The sequence below is a fragment of the Mycobacterium sp. genome (assembly GCF_050701675.1).
Lineage (GTDB): Bacteria > Actinomycetota > Actinomycetes > Mycobacteriales > Mycobacteriaceae > Mycobacterium.
In genome coordinates this window covers 1-19794 of sequence record NZ_JBOGDD010000654.1, presented here as the reverse complement: position 1 = coordinate 19794, position 19794 = coordinate 1, and the positions used below count along the sequence as shown (strand labels likewise).

At 67.2% G+C, this 19794-nt stretch carries 17 protein-coding genes and 1 pseudogene; 6 read left to right on the top strand and 12 right to left on the bottom strand.

What is annotated here, in order from left to right:
- Positions 1–12: 12 nt before the first annotated feature.
- The 4 genes from ACRDUX_RS20160 to ACRDUX_RS20145 form a co-directional block, all read right to left on the bottom strand.
- A complete protein-coding gene (locus tag ACRDUX_RS20160; protein ID WP_526415800.1) occupies positions 13–1302 on the bottom strand; it encodes an NtaA/DmoA family FMN-dependent monooxygenase in 1290 nt (429 codons plus the stop codon).
- Between the two features lie 111 nt (positions 1303–1413).
- A complete protein-coding gene (locus ACRDUX_RS20155; RefSeq protein WP_526415798.1) occupies positions 1414–2163 on the bottom strand; it encodes an SDR family oxidoreductase in 750 nt (249 codons plus the stop codon).
- Positions 2164–2212: 49 nt separating this feature from the next.
- Entirely contained in the window at positions 2213–4834 is a 2622-nt protein-coding gene (locus ACRDUX_RS20150; protein ID WP_526415796.1) for a LuxR C-terminal-related transcriptional regulator, read from the bottom strand.
- Between the two features lie 35 nt (positions 4835–4869).
- Positions 4870–6240 (bottom strand): cytochrome P450, encoded by a 1371-nt coding sequence (locus ACRDUX_RS20145; protein WP_526415794.1) that lies wholly within the window; start codon positions 6238–6240, stop codon positions 4870–4872.
- 147 nt (positions 6241–6387) lie between these two features.
- Here ACRDUX_RS20145 and ACRDUX_RS20140 point away from each other — a divergent pair, with 147 nt between their 5' ends.
- Positions 6388–6831: a universal stress protein gene (locus tag ACRDUX_RS20140; protein ID WP_526415792.1), complete on the top strand. Its 444-nt coding sequence runs from the start codon at positions 6388–6390 to the stop codon at positions 6829–6831.
- Between the two features lie 197 nt (positions 6832–7028).
- Here ACRDUX_RS20140 and ACRDUX_RS20135 read toward each other — a convergent pair whose 3' ends face one another.
- The 5 genes and pseudogenes from ACRDUX_RS20135 to ACRDUX_RS20115 form a co-directional block, all read right to left on the bottom strand.
- Complete coding sequence (locus ACRDUX_RS20135) at positions 7029–7496, bottom strand: zinc finger domain-containing protein (protein WP_526415804.1); 468 nt, start codon at positions 7494–7496, stop codon at positions 7029–7031.
- 186 nt (positions 7497–7682) lie between these two features.
- Positions 7683–7925, bottom strand: a pseudogene (locus tag ACRDUX_RS20130) (DNA-formamidopyrimidine glycosylase family protein); the annotation flags it as partial.
- Between the two features lie 10 nt (positions 7926–7935).
- Entirely contained in the window at positions 7936–10104 is a 2169-nt protein-coding gene (locus tag ACRDUX_RS20125) for a xanthine dehydrogenase family protein molybdopterin-binding subunit (RefSeq protein ID WP_526415790.1), read from the bottom strand.
- A complete protein-coding gene (locus ACRDUX_RS20120) occupies positions 10101–11078 on the bottom strand; it encodes an FAD binding domain-containing protein (RefSeq protein WP_526415788.1) in 978 nt (325 codons plus the stop codon). Before ACRDUX_RS20120 ends, ACRDUX_RS20125 begins: the two co-directional genes overlap by 4 nt.
- A 5-nt stretch (positions 11079–11083) precedes the next feature.
- Positions 11084–11653, bottom strand: a complete 570-nt coding sequence (locus ACRDUX_RS20115; RefSeq protein WP_526415802.1) for a (2Fe-2S)-binding protein — start codon at positions 11651–11653, stop codon at positions 11084–11086.
- Positions 11654–11756: 103 nt separating this feature from the next.
- Here ACRDUX_RS20115 and ACRDUX_RS20110 point away from each other — a divergent pair, with 103 nt between their 5' ends.
- Together ACRDUX_RS20110 and ACRDUX_RS20105 are read left to right on the top strand one after the other, a co-directional pair.
- Positions 11757–12749: an NAD-dependent epimerase/dehydratase family protein gene (locus tag ACRDUX_RS20110; protein WP_526415786.1), complete on the top strand. Its 993-nt coding sequence runs from the start codon at positions 11757–11759 to the stop codon at positions 12747–12749.
- A 3-nt stretch (positions 12750–12752) separates the two neighbouring features.
- The gene (locus ACRDUX_RS20105; RefSeq protein WP_526415784.1) at positions 12753–13394 is read left to right on the top strand and encodes a TetR/AcrR family transcriptional regulator; all 642 of its coding nucleotides are present in this window, start codon (positions 12753–12755) and stop codon (positions 13392–13394) included.
- On the opposite strand, the gene ACRDUX_RS20100 is transcribed toward ACRDUX_RS20105, so the two are convergent.
- Positions 13391–13771: a phage holin family protein gene (locus tag ACRDUX_RS20100; RefSeq protein WP_526415782.1), complete on the bottom strand. Its 381-nt coding sequence runs from the start codon at positions 13769–13771 to the stop codon at positions 13391–13393. The genes ACRDUX_RS20105 and ACRDUX_RS20100 overlap by 4 nt on opposite strands.
- Positions 13772–13894: 123 nt before the next feature.
- Positions 13895–15517 (bottom strand): GMC oxidoreductase, encoded by a 1623-nt coding sequence (locus ACRDUX_RS20095; protein WP_526415780.1) that lies wholly within the window; start codon positions 15515–15517, stop codon positions 13895–13897.
- Positions 15518–15787: 270 nt separating this feature from the next.
- On the opposite strand from ACRDUX_RS20095, the gene ACRDUX_RS20090 reads away from it, so the two are divergent.
- Positions 15788–17002 carry an alkane 1-monooxygenase gene (locus ACRDUX_RS20090; RefSeq protein ID WP_526415778.1) on the top strand — a complete coding sequence of 405 codons (1215 nt, stop codon included), beginning with the start codon at positions 15788–15790 and terminating at the stop codon, positions 17000–17002.
- Here ACRDUX_RS20090 and cobF read toward each other — a convergent pair.
- Positions 16971–17711: a precorrin-6A synthase (deacetylating) gene (gene cobF / locus ACRDUX_RS20085; protein ID WP_526415777.1), complete on the bottom strand. Its 741-nt coding sequence runs from the start codon at positions 17709–17711 to the stop codon at positions 16971–16973. The two genes, ACRDUX_RS20090 and cobF, sit on opposite strands and share 32 nt — an antisense overlap.
- A 104-nt stretch (positions 17712–17815) precedes the next feature.
- Here cobF and ACRDUX_RS20080 point away from each other — a divergent pair, with 104 nt between their 5' ends.
- A complete protein-coding gene (locus ACRDUX_RS20080; RefSeq protein ID WP_526415775.1) occupies positions 17816–19051 on the top strand; it encodes a diiron oxygenase in 1236 nt (411 codons plus the stop codon).
- Positions 19052–19083: 32 nt separating this feature from the next.
- The coding region (locus ACRDUX_RS20075) for an LLM class flavin-dependent oxidoreductase (RefSeq protein ID WP_526415773.1) at positions 19084–19794 on the top strand (711 nt) is incomplete at its 3' end.

The window sequence follows — 19794 nt, the reverse complement described above, 5'->3', positions numbered from 1 at the left end:
CTGGGGGGGAGATCAGAATTCGCGGAGGTGGTCGCGCAGCATGGTGGTGGTGTACTCCCTGCGGGCTAGGCCACGCCGCTGAAGTTCCGGAACCAGCCCGTCGGTGATCTCGGTGACGTAGCGGCGGTTGAGCCGCATCACCGGACTCGTGATCAGGAACCCGTCGCCGCCGACCTGCGCCATCACCTCGGCCATCTCATCGGCGACTTCGGCGGAGGTCCCGACGAACGGGATGTTGCCCGACATGCCGCTGCCGGTGACCAATTCGCGCAACGTCTTGTCCCTGCCGCCGGCCAGGAAGCTCTCAAGGGCGCCACGCTCGCCGTTGGTCCACACCTCCGGCACCGGCTCGTCCAGGTCGAACTGGGCGAAGTCGATCTCGGTGATCGACGAGATCTCGGCAAGCATGTACTCGATGTAAAGCGGATCGGTGAACCACCGCTCCCGCTTGGCCAACGCCTCGTCGTGCGTATCGGCGACGATCGGCGAGACCAGATACAGCACCTTGCAGTCCGCTGGATCGCGGCCGTTGGCCCTCATCCTGGCGTGGATGTCGTCACGGTAGGCGCGCATCGCCTCGACGCCGTTGGCAGGGGTGACGATGGTGTCGGCATGCTGGGCGGCCAGCTCGCGCCCCGGGGGCGACGCGCCCGCCTGGGCGATCGTCGGGCGGTACTGCGGTGACGGGGCGGTGTTCAGCGGGCCGCGGGACTTGAAGTACTTGCCCTCGAAGTCGATCGTGTGGACCTTCTTGAAGTTCGCGTACGTGCCCGTCATGTGGTCACGCTCGATCGCGTCGGGTTCCCACGACTCCCAGAGTTTGGTCACCAGCTCGAGGTATTCGGCGGCGCGTACGTACCGCTCGTCGTGTTCGTAGTGCCTGTCCAGTCCGAAATTCTGCGCCGACCGATCCTCGGCGGAGGTGACGACGTTCCAGCCGAACCTGCCGCGGGCGATGTGGTCGATCGTGCTGCACAGCCGGGCCAGCAGGAAGGGCGGGTAGAAGCTGGTGGACATCGTCGGGACGACGCCGAGCCGGGTGGTGGCGTTGGCCATCAGCACGGCGAGCGGGACCGGGTCGTGTTTGGGGTTCACGCCGTGCTTGAGATCGTGCTCCATCGTGCCCCCGTAGGCCGTCGACACCATGAGCTTGTCCTCGATCAGGACGTAGTCGAACTTGGCGCGCTCGAGATCACGCGCCACCTCGACGTAGAAGTCGCCGGTGAAGTCGCGGCCACCGTCGCCCCAGTTGCCGTTCCATTCGTCGGCCACGAAGTTGAGGAACCATCCCAGGTGAAACATGGCTCAAGACAAGCGTGGAGCTGTTACCCAGCCATGTCGCGCCGGTATCGCAGTGATTTCGGCGCGGAAACCCGCGCTCAGCGCGGTTGAACGCGCCGAAATCGCGAGGGGCTAGGCGAAGTACTTGGTGAACCGCGGCGGGAGCACCTTCAACAACTCGACCAGCGGCCACCACGGCCAACCGGGGACGACGGCGCGACCCTTCTCCCTCTCGATCGCCTCGACCATGGCCTTCACGCCGGTCTCGTTGTCGACCATGAGCAACGTGGAGTTCGACTTGGCGGTCATCTCCGATTCGATGTAGCCGGGCTCCAGCACGGTGACCTTGATGGGTCCCGACGGGTATTCGGCGCGCAGCGACTCACCGAGTGACGTCACGCCCGCCTTGCTCGCGGCGTAGGCGGCCTTGTGTCCTGGCACGCCCTTGTTGCCGAGCACCGAGGACACCAGGACCAGGTGCCCCGCGCCCGCCTTCTTGAACATCTCGAGCGCCGTCTCGATCTGCACCAGCGCCGCAACGAGATTGGTCTCGATCGTGGCCTTGTTCGCCCAGGGTTTTCCACCGCCGAGCGGGTAACCCTTGCCGATGCCCGCGTTCACTATGACGCAATCGACGCCGCCGAGCTCGTCACTCAGCTCGGCGAACACCTTCGGCACCGCCTCGTGGTCGTTGACGTCGAGCGCGGCCACGGCGACGGTGATGCCGGGGTGCCTGGCGGTCAGTTCAGCCTTGAGGTCCTCGAGGTTGTCGGTTCGGCGTGCACACAGCGCGAGGTCGCGTCCCTTGGCGGCGAACTGACGGGCCATGCCAGCGCCGAGGCCCGAGCTGGCGCCGGTGATCAGGATCTTCTGCCGAGTCATCGGTGCAGCGTAGCCAAACTCGACAGATGTCAACCAACCGGTCGGATGTTCAACGAGGTCCCCCTGGCCCGCCTCGCATGATCGCGGCCAGCTCCGCACGCGACCCAGCTCCGACCCGTCTGCACGCGCGGAGCAGATGCCCCTCCACCGTGCGCACCGACATGTTCAGTCGGCCGCCGATGTCGCGATTGGACAACCCGGCGGCGACCAACTCGGCGATCTCGCGCTGGCGGCCCGTCAACGGCGACGCGGTCACCGGGGTGCGAAGTGCGGGCGTGCACAGCCCGCCGCACTGGTCGGACAGTTCCTGGGCCAGGGCTGCCGCGTACCGCCCACGTTTGCCCTGCAACCCAGAGGCGAACGCGACTGCCGCCTGGGCGGCAGCGTCCGCGGCGGTCGCCAGGTCACCGATCGCCCGATACCTGGCCGCCGCGTCGAGCAACCCATCACCGTCACCGGCCAGCAATGACTCCGCATGGCAGGCAACGGCATCGGCCAGAGGCAGCGCCAGGGCGTCGGCCAGTTCACGCGCCCGCGCCGCGCGGGATGCGTCACCCCACTGAACCGCCGCCTGGAGCAGGGCGAGCTCGTGCGTCGGCTGACCGCGGTCGCGCGCTTCCACCGCACCCTGGTGCACGGCCGCGACGGCCTCGGCCAGCGACCCACTGGCCGCCAGCGTCCACCCCGTCGCCTGGCACAGGCCGGTCTGCATGAAGAGGTAGTCCGATGGCACGCATTGCCGCGCCTCCGACAGCGCCGACATCGCCTCGACCGGTTGTCCCAGCTTGGCATGCGCCTCGGCCAGCGCGAAGCAGCATGCGGGATGCAAACCCGTTGTGACGCCGTGCTTCTCGACTCCGGCAAGCGCCTCGTGCAGGATCTTGACCGCGCCGAGGAGATCCCCACGGGCCAGCTCGGCATGGCCAAGCAGGAAGGACAGATTGGCGTACGCAAGACCGGGCACGTCGCGTGCCGAGTCGGCCAACTGCTTCGCTGATTCCACGCAGTCGCCAAGGCGGCCGGTCAACCGGCATGCCCTGGCGTAGACACTGCCCAGCCAGAACCTCAGGTGCGAAGCCTGGAAGGAGCTGGTGGCCATCTCCAGTGCGCGGTAGAAGACGTCGGACACCCCATCGATCTCACCGAGCGCGCCCTCGGCCATCACCAGCGCCACCGACGCCATCATCGCGTGAAAGTCCGGAAGCATCTCGAACTGCAGCGCCGCCCGAGCCTTCACGGCCGCGGCTTCACAACGCGCCGACACCGCGTCGGCGCAGGCTTCGACCGCCGACCGCTCGGCCCACTCCGCCGGCGACTCGTCGTGGGTGCCGAGCTCGTCGAGGATTGCCGAGGCCTCGCCAGGTCTGCCGAGCATCCAGATCAGGTTGGCCGCCCGAACCGTTGCCCATCCGTGGCTGTCCGGACCGTCCTGGCTCATCTCACGCAGCAGCGTCTCGGCCTGCTCACCGCGCCCTTGCAGAACCAGGTTCATCGCCCGGACGGACGCGGCCTCGGAGCTCCCACACTTCGCAGCGGCGGTGGCGAAGCGTTCGGCCAACTGCAGATCGAGCAGGGTCATCGCGAACCGGGCCGATTCCAGGTACAGCTGCGGGTCCGGGTCGAGATCCGATTCCAGCGCAAGCAGTGCCCTGCGCACCGTCGCCTGCATGTCGCGGTCAGCGTCCTTCGCCAGCCGCTGTGCCAACCTCCCTCGGATCCCGGATAGGTACATTTCACCGGCGGTCGCCCGCCGAATCTCACCGAACAGCGGGTGCGCCAGCCGAGCCGACAGAGTGCCGCCCGTCCGCTCGACGGTGACCAGATGCATCCGCTCGGCGACCTCGAGATCACGGCGGGTCGCGAGGTCGCACAACAGCTCGACGTCGAGCGGCTCGCACTGCGACAGGGTGTCGACGACGAGCGACAGTTCCGGCGTCAGCAGGCTCAGCTGGCTGCCCACCACGTCGCCGATGTTGGGTGACACCGCGGCGTCCTCGTCCCACATCCACACACCGGCCGCCCGCTGCAGGCGCCCCGCCGCAACCTGGTCCTTCAGCAGCTGCCTCAGGAACAGCGCGTTGCCGCCGGTGAGTTTCCAAAACCGTTGGGCACTATGGGAGTCCACCGGCCCACCAACGGTCGTCTCGATCACGGTGCGGGTGGCGTCCAGCGACAGCGGCTCGAGGTCGAGCCTGGCGAGCAACCCGTCCTTGCACAACGCGGTCACCGCGTCCGGCTCCGTTCCACCCGTCCGCAGCGTGACCACCAGTCGCGCGGCCCGCGACTGAGCCAGTTGATGCACGACGTGGGCGGACAGCCCATCGAGGAGGTGAGCATCGTCGACGCCGATCAGCACTCGCCCCTTTCGCTGCTGCGCAACAAAGGAATTGATGATGCGTCGCACGTTCGACAGCGGATCGGATATACCTTCGCCCATCGACGAGGTGAAGGCGCCCAACGGGATCTGCCGCGCGGAGTTGGTGCCGACGATCCACTTCGTCTGTTCACCGGCAGCGGCGGCACTGGCGACGACTTCACGGGCCAGCCGGGTCTTGCCGACTCCCGCGGCTCCGACGATCGCGACACCGGAGTAGCCCCCGATGCCACCCAGCGCACGGCGAATCAACGCCAGCTCACTGTCGCGTCCCGTCAACGGACCCCCACCGCCCACGGGCGGACTATAACTCTCGCCGCACCCCCTGCGGGCTAGATCCGCTGCCGAACTCGCGCCAGGATCGGGCCTGCGGCGACGGCGGTGAACGGCACTTCGGTGGCGAAATCACCGTCCAGCGACTGAATGTCGACCCGCCGAACGATGGTGGCGAGTGCGAGTGTGGCCTCCAACATGGCGAAGTGATCACCGATGCACGAGCGCGGTCCGCCACCGAATGGCAGGTATTGCCAACGGCTTCTGCCTCCGGAGCGCTGCGGGCTGAACCGATCGGGGTCGAATTCGAGCGGGTCGTCCCACAATGCGGGGTCGCGGTGCATGGCGTAGACCCCGACGACGGCCAGCGTGCCCGCCGGCACCCGGAAGCCGTCGACCTCGATGTCGCGCATCACCATCCTCGACATGCTGGCCGCCGGCGGGCAGAGCCGCAGCGCCTCGTGGAGCACCTGAACGGTGAACCCCAGCCGCGGCACGTCATCCGTCGTCAGCGGGCGGTCACCGAGTTCGGCCACCTCGATGAACACCCGGTCCTGTAGCTCGCGGTGGTGGCCCAATGCCCACAGCGCGTACGAGATCGTCGTCGAGGTGGTGTCATGTCCGGCGAGCATGAACAAGACCAGCTCGTCGCATATCTCCCCGTCGGTCAGCGGCAAACCGGTCCGCGGGTCCGTCGCCTCGATCAGAGCGCGCACCAACGGCGCGTCGACGGTCGCATCGGCGCGGCAGTTGTCGAGGATCTCCTCGGCGAGTTCGTGCAGGGCTCGGTTGGCGGCACGGGCACGTCGCCGGGCCGGGGTCGGCAGCCAACGCGGAGCTCGCACCGGCCGCGCCGCGCGGTCGGTCAGCCACTCGAGCGCGGTGCGAAGCGCAGGCCCCACCGCGTCGGCCCGCTCGTCGAGGTCGAGGCCGAGCACCGAACGGCCCAGTGCGCGCAGGGTCAAGCTTCGGCACTGCCGGTCGAGGTCGACGTCATCGTCTCCCCAGCCATGGCAGACCTGCTCGGCGGCCTCGGCCATGTGGCCCGCGAACCGCGGAACCCGTTGCTTGGTGAACATCGGTTGCAGAGCGCGCCGCCGCGGCAACCATTCATCGTGCGGCAGAACCAACAGGTTGCCGCCAAGCAGGCGCCGAAACTCCTTGGCGAGAGGCGCCTCTCCGCGGTCTGCGAACGCGTCGGTGCGACCGAGGACGTCGTGGGCGCCCTGCGGTGAGGTGACGAAGACCAGCGGTGGCACCAGCCGCCGAGGCCCAAGAACGCTTCTGGTCACCGGACCGCCTGCATCGCGCAGCGTCTCCGGACCGCTGTCGAAGGCACGCGCAGCCCGGAGCCTCTCTCCATAGCGCAGTGGATTCTTTGGCGGCAATGGCAGAGCTCCGACATCGGTACACGTCAGTGTGTTGGTCATGGCTCGATTGTTCGGCCGGCTCGCCGCGCACCCCTGAGTAGTCGACTACTCCACTTCGTCGACGAGGTTGCCTTGGTGCGGGCCAGACGGTGAGCTGAGGAAAGCCGCCCGTCATGGGCATTGACATCGCACATCTAGGAGGACGAAATGAGCGTCTATCGGACCGTGGTGGTTGGCACCGATGGCTCGGACTCGTCGCTGCGCGCCGTGGATCGAGCAGGGGCGATCGCCGCCGCCGCCAACGCAGACTTGATCGTGGCGAGTGCGTACTTCCCCCATGCGGTCGACACGCACTATGCCGACATCCTCAAGGACGAGGGCTACAAGATGGTGGGCAACGCGCCGGTCTATGCGCTCTTGCGTGATGCTCGCGACCGGGCGAAGGAGGCGGGCGCGGCAGACATCAAGGAGCGCGCAATCCTCGGCGCACCCGTCGAGGCGCTGGTCGACCTGGCCGACGAAGTCCATGCGGACCTGTTGGTGGTGGGCAGCGTCGGACTTGGCACCATCACCGGGCGTCTGCTCGGATCGGTGCCCGCCACCATCTCGCGCAAGGCGAAGGTCGACGTGCTGATCGTGCACACCACCTGACGCGGATGCGCTGAAAGGCCACCCCCGGCGACTGCCTTGGGGGAATGGCGACCGTCACGAGGGGTCCGGTCGCCACATTGCAGTCGCCGGGGGTTTCGACCGTCTTCCAGCCGCCGAGTTCTGCGCCACGGTCGCGCTTCGAACGAAATCGCGACCATAGTGCAGAAGTCGCGATGAGACGCGCAAGATCAGTGCGATTACTTGAGCAGCTTGGACATTCGCCTGTCGGCCAGGATCTTGCCGCCGGTCTGGCAGGTCGGGCAATACTGGAACGACTTGTCGACGAACGAAACCTCGCGCACGGTGTCGCCACACACCGGGCACGGCAGACCGGTGCGGGCGTGCACCCGCAGCCCAGAGCGCTTCTCCCCCTTGAGCGTCGCGGCGCCCTGACCGACCGACCGTGTGACCGCATCGGTGAGCACGGTGATCATCGCGTCGTGCAGCGTGCCCAGTTGCGCATCGGTGAGCTTGCCCGCGGTCGCGAACGGCGACAGCTTCGCGACGTGCAGGACCTCATCGCTGTAGGCGTTGCCGATTCCGGCGATCACCTTCTGGTCGGTGATCACGCCCTTGATGCGTCCGGTATTGCCCTTGAGCACGGCGGCCAATTCGTCTGGGCCCAGCGACAACGCATCGGGTCCGAGCGAGGCGATCTGCGGCACCTTGAGCGGATCGTCGACCAGCCAGACGGCGAGCCGCTTCTGGGTGCCCGCCTCGGTGAGGTCGAATCCGACCGGAGCCGCCCCGGCGGCGACATCAGACCCCGAATCCGCCGGCTTGCCGAGGTGGACGCGCAGCGCGATGGGACTCTTGCCGCCCGGCCGCAGCGGCGTCGCCGACAACGCGTCCGACCACCGCAGCCAACCGGCCCGCGAGAGATGCGTGATGAGGTGCAGGTCGCCCACCTGCAGGCCCAGGTACTTACCCCACCTGTTGGCGCCGGTGACGGTCTGACCGTAGAGCGCGGTGATCGGCGGGTCGAACGTCTTGAGCACGGAAAGGGCTGCGACGTCGACGCGACCGACGGTCAGCCCGACGGCGTGACGGCGGAGGTGGTCGGCAAGCGCTTCGACCTCGGGTAGTTCCGGCACGCCTTCCAGGTTAGAGCAGATTCTCCAAGCGGATCGGAAGGTTCGTCACGCGCTTGCCGGTCGCGTTGAACACGGCGTTCGCGATCGCGGCGGGGACGCCGACGATGACGATCTCGCCGAGGCCCTTCACGCCGATGGGATTCGCCACCGTGTCGCGAGCCGTCAGGAAGGTGGCGTCCAGCGCGGGTACGTCCGCGTTGACCGGCACCAGGTAGTCGGACATGTTCGCGTTCACGATGCGGCCGTCGCGGTGGTCCAGCTCGGTGCCCTCCAACAGGGCCATCCCGATTCCGCCGACCATGCCGCCGATGGCCTGGCTGTGCGCGAGTCTCGGGTTGACCACCCGGCCCGCGTCGTAGCAGGCGTGGATGCGCCGCACGCGGACGAAACCCAGCGAATCGTCAACGGCCACTTCGGCGAACACGGCGCCGTAGGCGTACATGGAGAATCGCTCGTCGGCGTCGTCGGGCGACCAGTTGCCGGTGCTGTCGATGCTGGGCCAGCCGCGCCGTCGTAGAAGGTCCCGATAGCCCTCGCCCCTGGCCGGGTCCGCGGTGACGAACATCCGCCCGTCGGCAACCGTGACGGCCTCCGGCGGGACGCCGTGCAGCGGTGAGCCCGGATCCACGACCGCCGTGCGAATCACCTTGTCGCGCAGCGTGTTGCCGACGGTGAACACCGCGGAGCCGACACTGGCCATCGTCCTCGAGCCCGAATGCGAAGGAGCCTTCGGATAATTGCTGTCCCCAAGCGCGAACCGGACGCGATCGGCGGGAAGGCCCAGCGCGTCGGCCGCGACCTGGGTCATCGAGGTGTAGGTCCCAGGACCCATGTCGCTGGTGGCGGTCTGCACGTCCGCGGTGCCGTCGGCGTTGATCCTGGCCATCGCGTCCGATTCGCTGCGGCTGGTGTGATAGCCCGCGGCGGCCATCCCGATGCCGATCAGGCGGTCACCGTCGCGTACCGCGCGCGGCGTCGGATTGCGGCGCGCCCAGCCGAATTCGTCGGCGCCGCGCCGCAGGCACTCGTCGAGCCGCCTGGTGGAGAACGGCAGCCCGTCGGTCTGGTCGTGGTCGGGCTCGTTGCGCAACCGCAGCTCCATCGGGTCGACGCCGACGCGGTGGGCGAGGTCGTCCATCGCCGACTCGAGTGCGAACGTTCCCGTCGTGGCTCCCGGTCCACGCATGTACGTGGGCAGGTTCACGTCCAACGGCACCACCCGGTAGGTGGAGCGCATGTTCGGGCTGGTGTACATGAACTTCGGCGAGGCGGTCAGGCCGTCCTCGTACGTGGCGTAGCGCGCGGTCTCGGTGCGACCTTCGTGAACGATCGTGCTGATCCGGCCGGTCGAATCGGCGCCGATCGCAAGGCGCTGCCTGCTGGTCGGCCGGTAACCGATTCCGGCGTAGGTCTGCGTTCGGGTGAGCACCAGCTTGACGGGCCTGCCGATCTTCCTCGCCGCGAACGACGTCAGGAGTTGGTGTGGCCAGATCTGGCCTGCGCTGCCGAACGCTCCGCCGACGAACGGCGAGATGACCCGCACGTTGTCGATGGGAACGCCGTGCGCCTCGGCGTGGGCCTCCTGCGCCCCGACGATGGACTGCACCTTGTCCCACACCGTCAACCGGTTGCCGTCCCAATGCGCCACGGTCGACGGCAGTTCCATCGGGTTGTGGTTGTTGCGCGCGATTTCGTACAGGGCGTCGGTGACGACGGCCGCATTGCGCAGCCCGGCTTCCGGGTTGCCGCGCGAGTAGTCGACCTGGTTGTGACCGGGTTGCGGGATCGCTTGCGGTGCATCGATGTCCGTGTTCTGGTCCTGGCCCGTGTAGCGGACGTCGACGAGCGCGGCGCCGTGGCTGGCCGCCTCCAACGTCTCGGCCACGACCACCGCGACCGGCTGGCCGAAGAACGCGACCCGGCGGATGTCGTAGGGCAGTTTCACGCCCTCGAAGTCCGTCAGCACGCGCAGCACGCCCGGCGACTTCACGGCGGCCGCAGGGTCGATGCGGTCGACCGACCCGGACGCGACGGTGCTGCACACCAGGACCGCATGCGCGAAGTCGGGGACGGGGTTGTCGGCGGCGTAGTGGGCGCCGCCGGTCACCTTGAGGGTGCCGTCCACCCGGGCCATGGGGTTGCCGACGGCTGCGTCGGGGATGCGCGCGGGGTACGTCACGGCAGTCCTGCCACCGTACTCAGCTGACGCTCGACGACGCGTTGCACCAGCTGAACCTTGAAGCCGTTGCCGGACAATGGCTTCGCACCGTCCGCCGCGTGGGATGCCGCGTCGCGCCAGAGAGCCGCCGTCACCGGCCGTCCGACGAGAGCCCGTTCGACGGCCGGCAGGCGCCACGGCACGGTCGCCACCCCGCCGACCGCCACCCGTGCGGCCCTGACCATCCCCGCGTCGATGTTCAGGGCGACCGCTGCCGATGCCAGCGCGAACTCGTAGGACTGCCGGTCGCGGACCTTGAGGTAGCCCGACCGCCGCATCTCGGGCCCGGTCGGGACTTCGATACCGACGATGAGTTCACCTGCGCGCAAGTCGTGTTCGCGATCCGGGGTGGCACCGGGCTGGCGGAAGAACCGGGCGATCGGGATGCGTCTGTCCCCGGTGGCGTCGCGGGTCAGAACGACCGCGTCGAGGGCGACCAGCGCGACCGCCAGATCGGAGGGATGGGTGGCCACGCACTGGTCGCTGGTGCCAAGGATGGCGTGGGTGCGGTTGAGGCCGCCCACCGCCGAGCACCCGGTGCCTGGGGCGCGCCGGTTGCAGTTCGCCGACACGTCGCGAAAGTAGAGACACCGCGGACGCTGCATGAGGTTGCCACCGATCGAGGCCATGTTGCGCAGTTGAGCCGATGCGCTGAGTTCCAATGCCTGTGAGATGACCGGGAATTCACGTCGTACCCGCGGGTCGCCGGCCAGGTCGGTCATCCGGACCAACGATCCGATCCGCAGGCCGTTGGCGTCCAGTTCGACGTTGCGGTATGGCAGTGCGTTGATGTCCACGACGGCGCCGGGCCGCTCGACGGTCACGCGCATGAGGTCGACGAGCGTGGTGCCGCCCGCGATGTAACGGGCACCCGACCTGCCCGCGGCAAGCGCAGACTTCTCGTCGACGGCCGTGGTGAAGGTGAACGGGAACACCGGGGTCAGGCCTTCTTCGCCGCCGCCGCCACGGCGGTGACGATGTTGGTGTAGGCGCCGCAGCGACATATGTTGCCGCTCATCCACTCCCGGATCTCCTCGTCTGATCCGGTGTGCCCCTCCTCGATGCAGCCGAGTCCGGACATGATCTGCCCGGACGTGCAATAGCCGCATTGAAAGGCGTCGGTGTCGATGAACGACTGCTGAAGGGGGTGCAGTCTGCCGTTGTCCGCAACCCCTTCGATGGTGCGGACCTCGGCGCCGTCGTGCATGACCGCGAGGGTCAGGCAGGAGTTCACCCGCTTGCCGTCGAGCAGGATGGTGCAGGCTCCGCAGGCGCCCTGATCGCAGCCCTTCTTGGTGCCGGTCAGGCCGACGCGCTCACGCAGCATGTCCAGCAGCGACGTCCTGGTGTCGACGTCGACGTCCTTGTCCTCGCCGTTGATCCGCACGTGCACCTGGACGGTCTGGCCCTCGGCGGGCACGGTGTCCGCCTCGCATCCCGACGCCAGGGACGCGGCGGCGACTACTCCACTGACGGTGATCGAGGCGCCGACGAAGGTGCGGCGGTTCATCTCGGGAGCCACGGGCGCGACGATACGCCGCCTTGCTGGCAGCCGATCCGAGCGTTACCGTACTAAACGGAGAAACTATCTCCGTTTACGCTTGGAGGATCCGGTGACCGAAACCGTGCTGGTGACCGGCGGTACCGGCTACATCGCCGGATGGTGCATCGCCGCGCTCGTCGAGAGGGGCTACCAGGTACGCACCACCGTCCGCGACGCCGCAAGGGAGCGCACCGTGCGCGACGCAGTGGCCGCGCCGGCCGACCGCTTGAGCCTCGCGGTGGCCGACCTGACGTCCGCGGACGGTTGGGCGGCGGCCGTCGACGGCGTGGACTACGTGCTCCACGTGGCCTCTCCGCTGTCGGGCGACGACATGTTGACCCCGGCCCGCGACGGCGCACTGAACGTCCTTCGCGCCTCGGCTGCCGCAGGCGTGAAACGCGTCGTCATGACCTCGGCCGCCAACGCGTCGAGCCCGTCCTCCTACGCCGAGGAGGGCGTCACCGACGAGACCCTGTGGACCGATCCGGACGATCCGGCGCTCATCCCCTACCGGCGCGCGAAGACGGTGGCGGAGAAGGCGGCCTGGGACTTCATGGCTTCCTACGACGGGCCGATGACGCTGGCCACGATCCTGCCCGGGGCGGTGTTCGGGCCGATTCAGTCGACGGATTCGATCGGTTCGGTGCGCATCGTCGAGCGCATGCTCAAGGGAACCATGCCTGGTATCCCGCGGATCGGTCTGGAGATCGTGGACGTCCGCGATCTGGCCGACATCCACGTTCGCGCCATGCTGGCTCCCGAGGCGGCGGGCCAAAGATTCCTCGCCACTGGCGAATTCATGTGGATGCGGCAGATGGCCCGAACGCTCAAGGAGCAACTCGGCCCCGCGGGCGCGAAGGTCGCCACCCGCCAGCTGCCCGACTGGGTGGTGCGCCTGACGTCGATCTTCGACCCGTCGCTACGCGACATCACCGTCTCGCTGGGACGTCGCAACAGACACACGACAGAAAAGGCGCAACGACTGCTGGGCTGGCAGTCCCGGCCGGCCGCGCAGACCGTGGTCGACTGCGCAGGCAGCCTCGTCGCGCACGGGTTGGCCTGACCGGTGGCGCGCAAGGATGCCGTCCGAAACCGCGCACTCCTTCTCGCCGCCGCCCGAGAGGTGTTCGCCGAAAACGGTTTCAACGCCACGCTGGACGACGTCGCCCGTCACGCAGGCGTCGGCGTCGGCACTGCCTACCGGCACTTCCCCAACAAGCAGGCGCTGGCCGCGGAGATCCTCAACGACGCCACCGAGCAGATCGCCGCCGACGCGCGACGGGCCCTGCTGATCGCCGACCCCTGGGGCGCCCTCGTCGACTTCTTCGAGCACACCGCGGAACGCCAGGCTGCCGACCGTGGGCTGCATGATAGCCTCACCGGTCGCGGCGACGCCGATGGCCAGGCCCGGATCTGGCCCGACATCATCGCGGCGGTCACCGAGCTGTTCGAGCGCGCCGCCCGGGCAGGTGCCGTCCGTACCGACGCCACCCCCCAGGACGTCGCCGCCCTGCTGGTGATGATGGGACCGGCATACGAGATGGCCCGCCGCATCGAACCGCAACTGTGGCGGCGCTACCTGCACATGATGCTCGACGGACTGCGCGCCACCGACCGCCCTGCACTCGACGTCCCCGCCCCGCCGCTCGGCGCGATCCAGGCGATCATCGACACCGGAAAGTTCAAGACGCCCAGGCCTAGTCGCTAGTCGGGAACCACCAGCGACAGCAGCCAACTGACGATCGACAGCACGATGGCCGCCCAGATGGCCGTCCACCAGAAGTCGTTGATGTACAGACCCCAGTGCGTGGTGTTCTCGGTGATCCTGGCGGTGATCCACAACATGAGGGCGTTGATGACGACGTGGATGAGGCCGAGGGTCACGATGTACAGCGGGATCGAGATGAGTTGCACGATCGGCTTGATGATCGCGTTGACCAGTCCGAAGATCACCGCGACGACGAAGACGATGCCAACCCTCTGCAGCGTCGAGTCACCGCCGACGAATTCGATTCCGGCAACGAACTTGGTGACGACCCACAGGGCGACGCCCGTGACGGCCGCGCGAAGAAGGAACCGAACCACGGACAGATCCTGTCACGCCGCTTGACGGGACCGCGCCGGACCCGCCTTCGACGAGGACACCGTCGTGCACACACTGTCTCAGGTGTGGATCCGGGCGCTCCTCAACCCGCCGTAGCGAGGCGTTCATCGACGATTCTGGAGGATCCCCTCGATGTTGCGTTCGGCGAGAGCCGTGATGGACATGAACGGGTTGCAGCCGAGGTAGCCGGGGATCAGCGAGGCGTCGTTGACGTAGAGGCCGTCGTAGCCGGCCACCCGACCGAAGGCGTCGGTGGCGCGTCCTCGCACACACCCGCCGAGCGGGTGAACCGTGTTGGGCGCGAATACCTTCCCCTCGAAGATGTCGTCGCGGTAGTCGACGCCATTGGCGTGCACGACCTTGTCGAACACGGACGTCGCCCGCGCGGTGAGGTTCTCGGCGTGCTCCTCGGGCCAGCCGATCGCGATGGTGTCGGAGGCGCGGTCGTAGGTGATGTCGGCGCGATCTCCGGTCTTGACCATGACGTAATACCCGAGAGCGAACGTCTCGATGGGTAGCGGGATCGAGAACATGCTGGCGTAGACGGGGTTGTCGGGGTCGTCGCGACCGTCGAGGTTGATCATTCCCATCAGCGACTGCTGCGTACCCGCCGGGTCGGTGGGCGCCAGCATGTGGGAGACCATGACGTCGCCGTTGTTGCCGTACCCGCGGCCGATCTCGTCGTTGAGGTCGGGAAGCCCACCGGTTTCCCGCGCCCGCAGCAGGATCTCGGTGGTGCCGAGCACGCCGGCGCTGAGATACAGCTGGCTGCAGCCCAACTCGTCGCGGCCCATCTCGTTGCCCCACCTGTCGATCTGGCGGATCGACACCACGTACTCGCCGGATCGCTCCCGCCGAACCGCCGTCACCTCGGTCAGCGCCTGCAGGTGCACCTTGCCGGTGGCCAGCGCTGCCGCGATGTAGGTCTGGTCCACGCTTCCGAACCGGCCGTGGTTGTTCCCGTACTGCTGCTCGAAGTCCAGCGCCGAGCGTGGAACCCTGCCCGCCTCCTCCTGGCGCATGTAGTCGAAGCTGTAGGAGCTGCCGTTGTAGTCGACTCCGTAACCGGCCGCCGCCGCGTACCTGCGGCCCACCCGCGCGTACTGGTAGTACGGCGTCTGCTCGAACCAGTCCATGTCACGGTGACTGATCCGCAACATGGCCTTTGCGCGTTCGAGGTAGATGCCAAGGAACTGTGCGACGCCGATGTCCGGGAACGCAGTCTGAATCTGCGCCGTCGTCGGAATGGCGGCGATACCCGCATTGACCATGGATCCGCCGCCCACCGCAACTCCGCGAAACACGTTGTGCGCGCCGTGGACTGACTTGTCACAGATGCCAGCCTGCACCGGCTGGGAGGACGGCGCGTGCTCGGCGACGGCCTCGACCGAGATGCCCTGAAAGGACGGCACCAGGCTCGGCGGCACCTTGGAGAACCAGCCGGCACGGGTGTCGGCGGGAAGCATTCTGGTGAACCGCTTGCCGTCGGCGTCAGGGGTGTCCCACAGCCTGCCCTTCTCCAGAATCAGCGTCTCGACGCCGGCCTGGCCCAGGCGAAGCGCTGACACTCCGCCCCCGTATCCACTGCCGACCACGATCGCCGGGTAGTGCCGACGTCCGATCGGTCGTGATGCCTCAGCCGTCAGTTTGGTGAGGAATCCGGCACCCGTGGCGCCTGCCACCATGCCCGCCGCGGCGACACCCAGGAAATTCCTTCTCGACAGCATTTCGGATACCTCCGATTGGCGAACTCATGGTAATTAACTATTTGTGCATATTAACGTGATAGTTCAAGCAGTGGCGCGTTCGACAGTAACCATCTCGGGTAGCAGACCGCGGAGGCTTCTAGTGGTTTAACCTAGGTTTTCATCTCCTCGAAGCGCGGATCAACCGCTCGACAGCGACGATCATCTCAGGGGTTGAACATATCGTTATCCTAAGTTTATAGTTTGCGAGAACTTGGATAGCAATACTCTTAGAAACGTTGGGAGTGGGCGATGGGACCCGACTGCCGAGACGCCGCGGGCCGCCAGTCCAAGGTCCTTCCGACGTGGCGAGACCCCAAGCGGTATCTGTGGCTACTGGGTGCCGTGATTCCAGCGCTCGTCTGCGGGTCGTGGATCGCCGTCCACACCACAGGGTCGAGAGTGTTCTGGTGGTTGGGCCCGATCGTGGCGTTCGTCGTGATTCCGCTCCTCGACCGCATCGTCGGCACCGATTCCGACGACCCGCCCGATCAGGTGTTGGCGTCGCTCGAGGACGACCGCTTCTACCGCTTGATCACCTACCTCTACCTTCCTGGCCAGTACCTTTCGCTGGCCTTTGCCTGCTGGTTGTGGAGCGGCGGCGGCTGGCTGACCATGACCGTGGTCGACAAACTCGGACTGATGGCGGCAGTGGGTATCACCGGCGGAGTGGCGATCTCCGCCGCCCACGAGTTGGGCCACAGACGGGCGCCGCTCGAACGCCGGATGAGCAAGATCGCGCTGGCCCAAACGTGTTACGGGCACTTCTTCGTCGAGCACAACCGGGGACACCACGCGCGCGTGGCGACGGCCGAGGACCCTGCGAGCTCACGGCTCGGCGAGAGCCTCTACCGGTTCATTCCGCGATCGGTCGTCGGCGGAGTGCGCTCGGCCTGGCAGCTCGAGCGGGCGCGATTCAAGCGAATGAACAACTCCCCCTGGAGTTTACGCAACGACGTCCTCAATGCCTGGCTGCTCAGCGCCATCCTCTTCACCTGCCTGATGGCGTGGTTCGGCAGCATCGTGTTGCCGTTCCTCATCGGACAGGCCGTCATCGGGTTCTGCATGCTCGAGACCGTCAACTACCTGGAGCACTATGGGCTACGCAGGCAGAAGGACGCCGACGGCCGCTACGAGCGCGTGCGCCCTTCGCACAGCTGGAACAGCAATACCGTGGTGGCCAACGTCTTTCTGTTCCACCTTCAGCGGCACTCCGACCACCATGCCCATCCGATTCGTCGGTACCAGGCGCTACGCCATTCCGAGGAAGCGCCACAACTACCAAGCGGCTACGCCACGATGATGGTGCTGGCACTGATTCCCGCCTGGTGGCATCGCGTGATGGACTGGCGGGTCGTCGCGCACTACGACGGTGACGTCTCACTGGCCGCACTGCGCCCCGGCTACCAGCTTCGCCCCACTCGGGCAACGGCACTCAGCCCGGCCGAAGCAGGTAGGTGTCCATGATCCAGCCGTGGCGCTCCCTGGCGTCGGCCCGCACCCGTGCGATGCGCTCGCCCACCTCGCCGACCGTGCCGTCGAAGAGGAGTTCATCCGGCGTGCCGAGGTAGGCACCCCACCAGATCTGGGTCGCGGGCGGGCATTCGAGGAACGCGCAGTCGCCGTCGAGCATCACCACGGCCGCACCAGGCAGCCCCTCCTCGCGAAGCCTTCGGCCGGTGGTGATGAGGACCGGCTCGCCGACGTCGTTGAGCGGGATGCGATGTCGGGCCGTGAGTGCCTGAATCGCGGTGATGCCGGGGATGACGTCATAGGTGAAGTCCAGGCGTCGAGCCACCATGTCCAGGATGCGCAACGTGCTGTCGTACAACGACGGGTCGCCCCACGCCAGGAAGGCACCGACACCGTCGTCGGGCAGCTCCTCGAGGAGTGCCTGCGCCCAGACGTCGGCGCGGGCGGCGTGCCAGTCGGCCACGCGCTGCCGGTAGTCACCCGTCTGAGCGCGCGACGGGTCGGGCAGCTCGACGAACCGGTAGCCGGGTTCGCGGATGAAGCGCAGGCAGATCTCGCGCCGCAGGGCCACCAGGTCGTCCTTGGTGGCGCCCTTGTCCATCGCGAAGAAGACGTCGACGTCGTTGAGCGCTTCGATGGCCTGCACCGTCACGTACTCGGGGTCGCCCGCTCCGATGCCGATGACGTGGATTCGGCGCGTCACGGAACCTCCAGTACCCGGTACCCGGGGTATTGACATCTCGAGCGCGGCGTCATTAGGTTGCCTAGCATAGGGGTGCACGATGCCCAGCCGAAGGGAGGTCGACGATGACTCTTTCCTCTGACGCGGTCAGGCGTACCAACGCCCCCACCCGCGAGGATTTCTCCGAGCGCCTGCTTCGGGGGTCGGTCAAGAAGTCCTACGAGCCGATCGTCGACATCGACTGGGACGCGCCTCTGGACCCCGACAAGTACTTCCTGCCGCCGAAGTCGGTGTCGATCTATGGCACGCCGCTGTGGGACGCCATGACCCGTGAGCAGCAGATCGAACTGTCCCGCCAGGAACTGGTCAACACGCTGTCGGCGGGCATCTGGTTCGAGAACATCCTCAACCAGGCGCTGCTCCGCGACCTGATGCACCAGGACCCGACCGCTCGCGCCACGCACTACGCGCTGACGGAGATGGGCGACGAGACCCGGCACATGGTGATGTTCGGCCAGGCGATCGAGAAGCTCGGCGCCAAGGCCATGCGACCCAAGCTCTACCAGCGGATGATCATCAATGCGCTGCCCCTGACCTTCCGCGGCTCGTTGCTGTGGGTGGCCGCGCTGATCGGCGAGGAGATCTTCGACTCGCTGCAACGGCAGATGATGGACGATCCCGACCTTCAGCCAATCATCCAGCGGCTGATGCGGATTCACGTCACCGAGGAGGCGCGACACATCCAGTTCGCCCGCGACGGGTTGCGCAGGCATGTCGGCGGCATGCGGCGGCTCAACCGGATGTGGGTGGCCAACCTCAACGGTGTCGGCGGGCTGTTCTTCCAATTCCTGTTCTCCAACCCCGCGCAGTACCGCCGCGCAGGCATGCCAGGCCGGGAGACGCGACGGATCGCGAGGCACAGTCCGCACCGCCACGACGTTCAGATCCTCGGGTTCGCGCCGCTGGCCGCGTTCCTCGACGAGGTCGGACTGATGGGTCCGATCGCACGCAGGCTCTGGCGTCGCACTCACTTCCTGCCCCAGAAAGCGTCCGACGCGACTCGCGCGGAAGCCGTCGCCGAGCCCGAAGGCCACGCCGATGACGTGTACGACGGGCCCGCCGTACTGCGGGTCGCGGACGCCGACCACCCCGTTCGGGTCCGACTAACCGGACACCTCGACCCCGTCGACGGCCGATATCACTGGCGCGGCACGGTTTTCGAGTCGATTCCCGACGACGTACTCACGACGCCACGCGTGTCGCTGACCATCGGTGACCGCTGCGCGCATGGGCGTATCACGGAGCGCACGCCATGGGGTACCTACTCGGTGGCAGGCGAGGGCGCTCCGCCATTCCACTGACGGCGAACTAGAACACGTTCTAGTATTGGCTCATGCGGTTCACCTATGCGGAAGCCATGACCGATCCCAAGCACTACATCCCGTTGGCGAAGGCTGCCGACGAGGCCGGGTATCACGCGATGACCATTGCCGACAGCATCGCCTACCCGGAAGAGTCGGACTCGACGTATCCGTACACCGAGGACGGCAACCGCGAATTCCTTGATGGCAAGGACTTCATCGAATCGTTCGCGCTGATCGGGGCGCTCTCCGCGGTGACGACGAAGCTGCACTTCAACATCTTCGTGCTCAAGCTTCCGATCCGGCCGCCCGCGTTGGTCGCCAAGCAGGCCGGCTCGCTGGCGGCGTTGTTCGACAACCGACTCGGCCTCGGCGTCGGCACCAGCCCATGGCCCGAGGACTACGAGATCATGGGTGTGCCGTTCGCCAAGCGCGGCAAGCGGATGGACGAGTGCATCGACATCATCAGGGGCCTGACCACCGGCGACTACTTCGAGTATCACGGCGAGTTCTATGACATCCCCAAGATCAAGATGACACCGGCGCCGACCAAACCGGTGCCGATCCTGATCGGCGGACACGCCGACGTCGCGCTGCGACGTGCCGCGCGCAACGACGGCTGGATGCACGGGGGCGGGGATCTCGGTGACCCCGAGGCGCTCGACCGACTCATCGACCGCCTCACGAAGTTTCGCGACGAAGAGGGTCGGACGGGCCCGTTCGAGATCCACGTGATGTCACTC

Bases quoted from the DNA above. Each gene is read 5' to 3' on its own strand.
- ACRDUX_RS20080 (WP_526415775.1), top strand. From the start codon at position 17,816: ATGACTCTTTCCTCTGACGCGGTCAGGCGTACCAACGCCCCCACCCGC.
- ACRDUX_RS20115 (WP_526415802.1), bottom strand. From the start codon at position 11,653: ATGAACCGCCGCACCTTCGTCGGCGCCTCGATCACCGTCAGTGGAGTA.
- ACRDUX_RS20155 (WP_526415798.1), bottom strand. From the start codon at position 2,163: ATGACTCGGCAGAAGATCCTGATCACCGGCGCCAGCTCGGGCCTCGGC.
- ACRDUX_RS20095 (WP_526415780.1), bottom strand. From the start codon at position 15,517: ATGCTGTCGAGAAGGAATTTCCTGGGTGTCGCCGCGGCGGGCATGGTG.
- ACRDUX_RS20160 (WP_526415800.1), bottom strand. From the start codon at position 1,302: ATGTTTCACCTGGGATGGTTCCTCAACTTCGTGGCCGACGAATGGAAC.
- ACRDUX_RS20145 (WP_526415794.1), bottom strand. From the start codon at position 6,240: ATGACCAACACACTGACGTGTACCGATGTCGGAGCTCTGCCATTGCCG.
- ACRDUX_RS20140 (WP_526415792.1), top strand. From the start codon at position 6,388: ATGAGCGTCTATCGGACCGTGGTGGTTGGCACCGATGGCTCGGACTCG.
- ACRDUX_RS20090 (WP_526415778.1), top strand. From the start codon at position 15,788: ATGGGACCCGACTGCCGAGACGCCGCGGGCCGCCAGTCCAAGGTCCTT.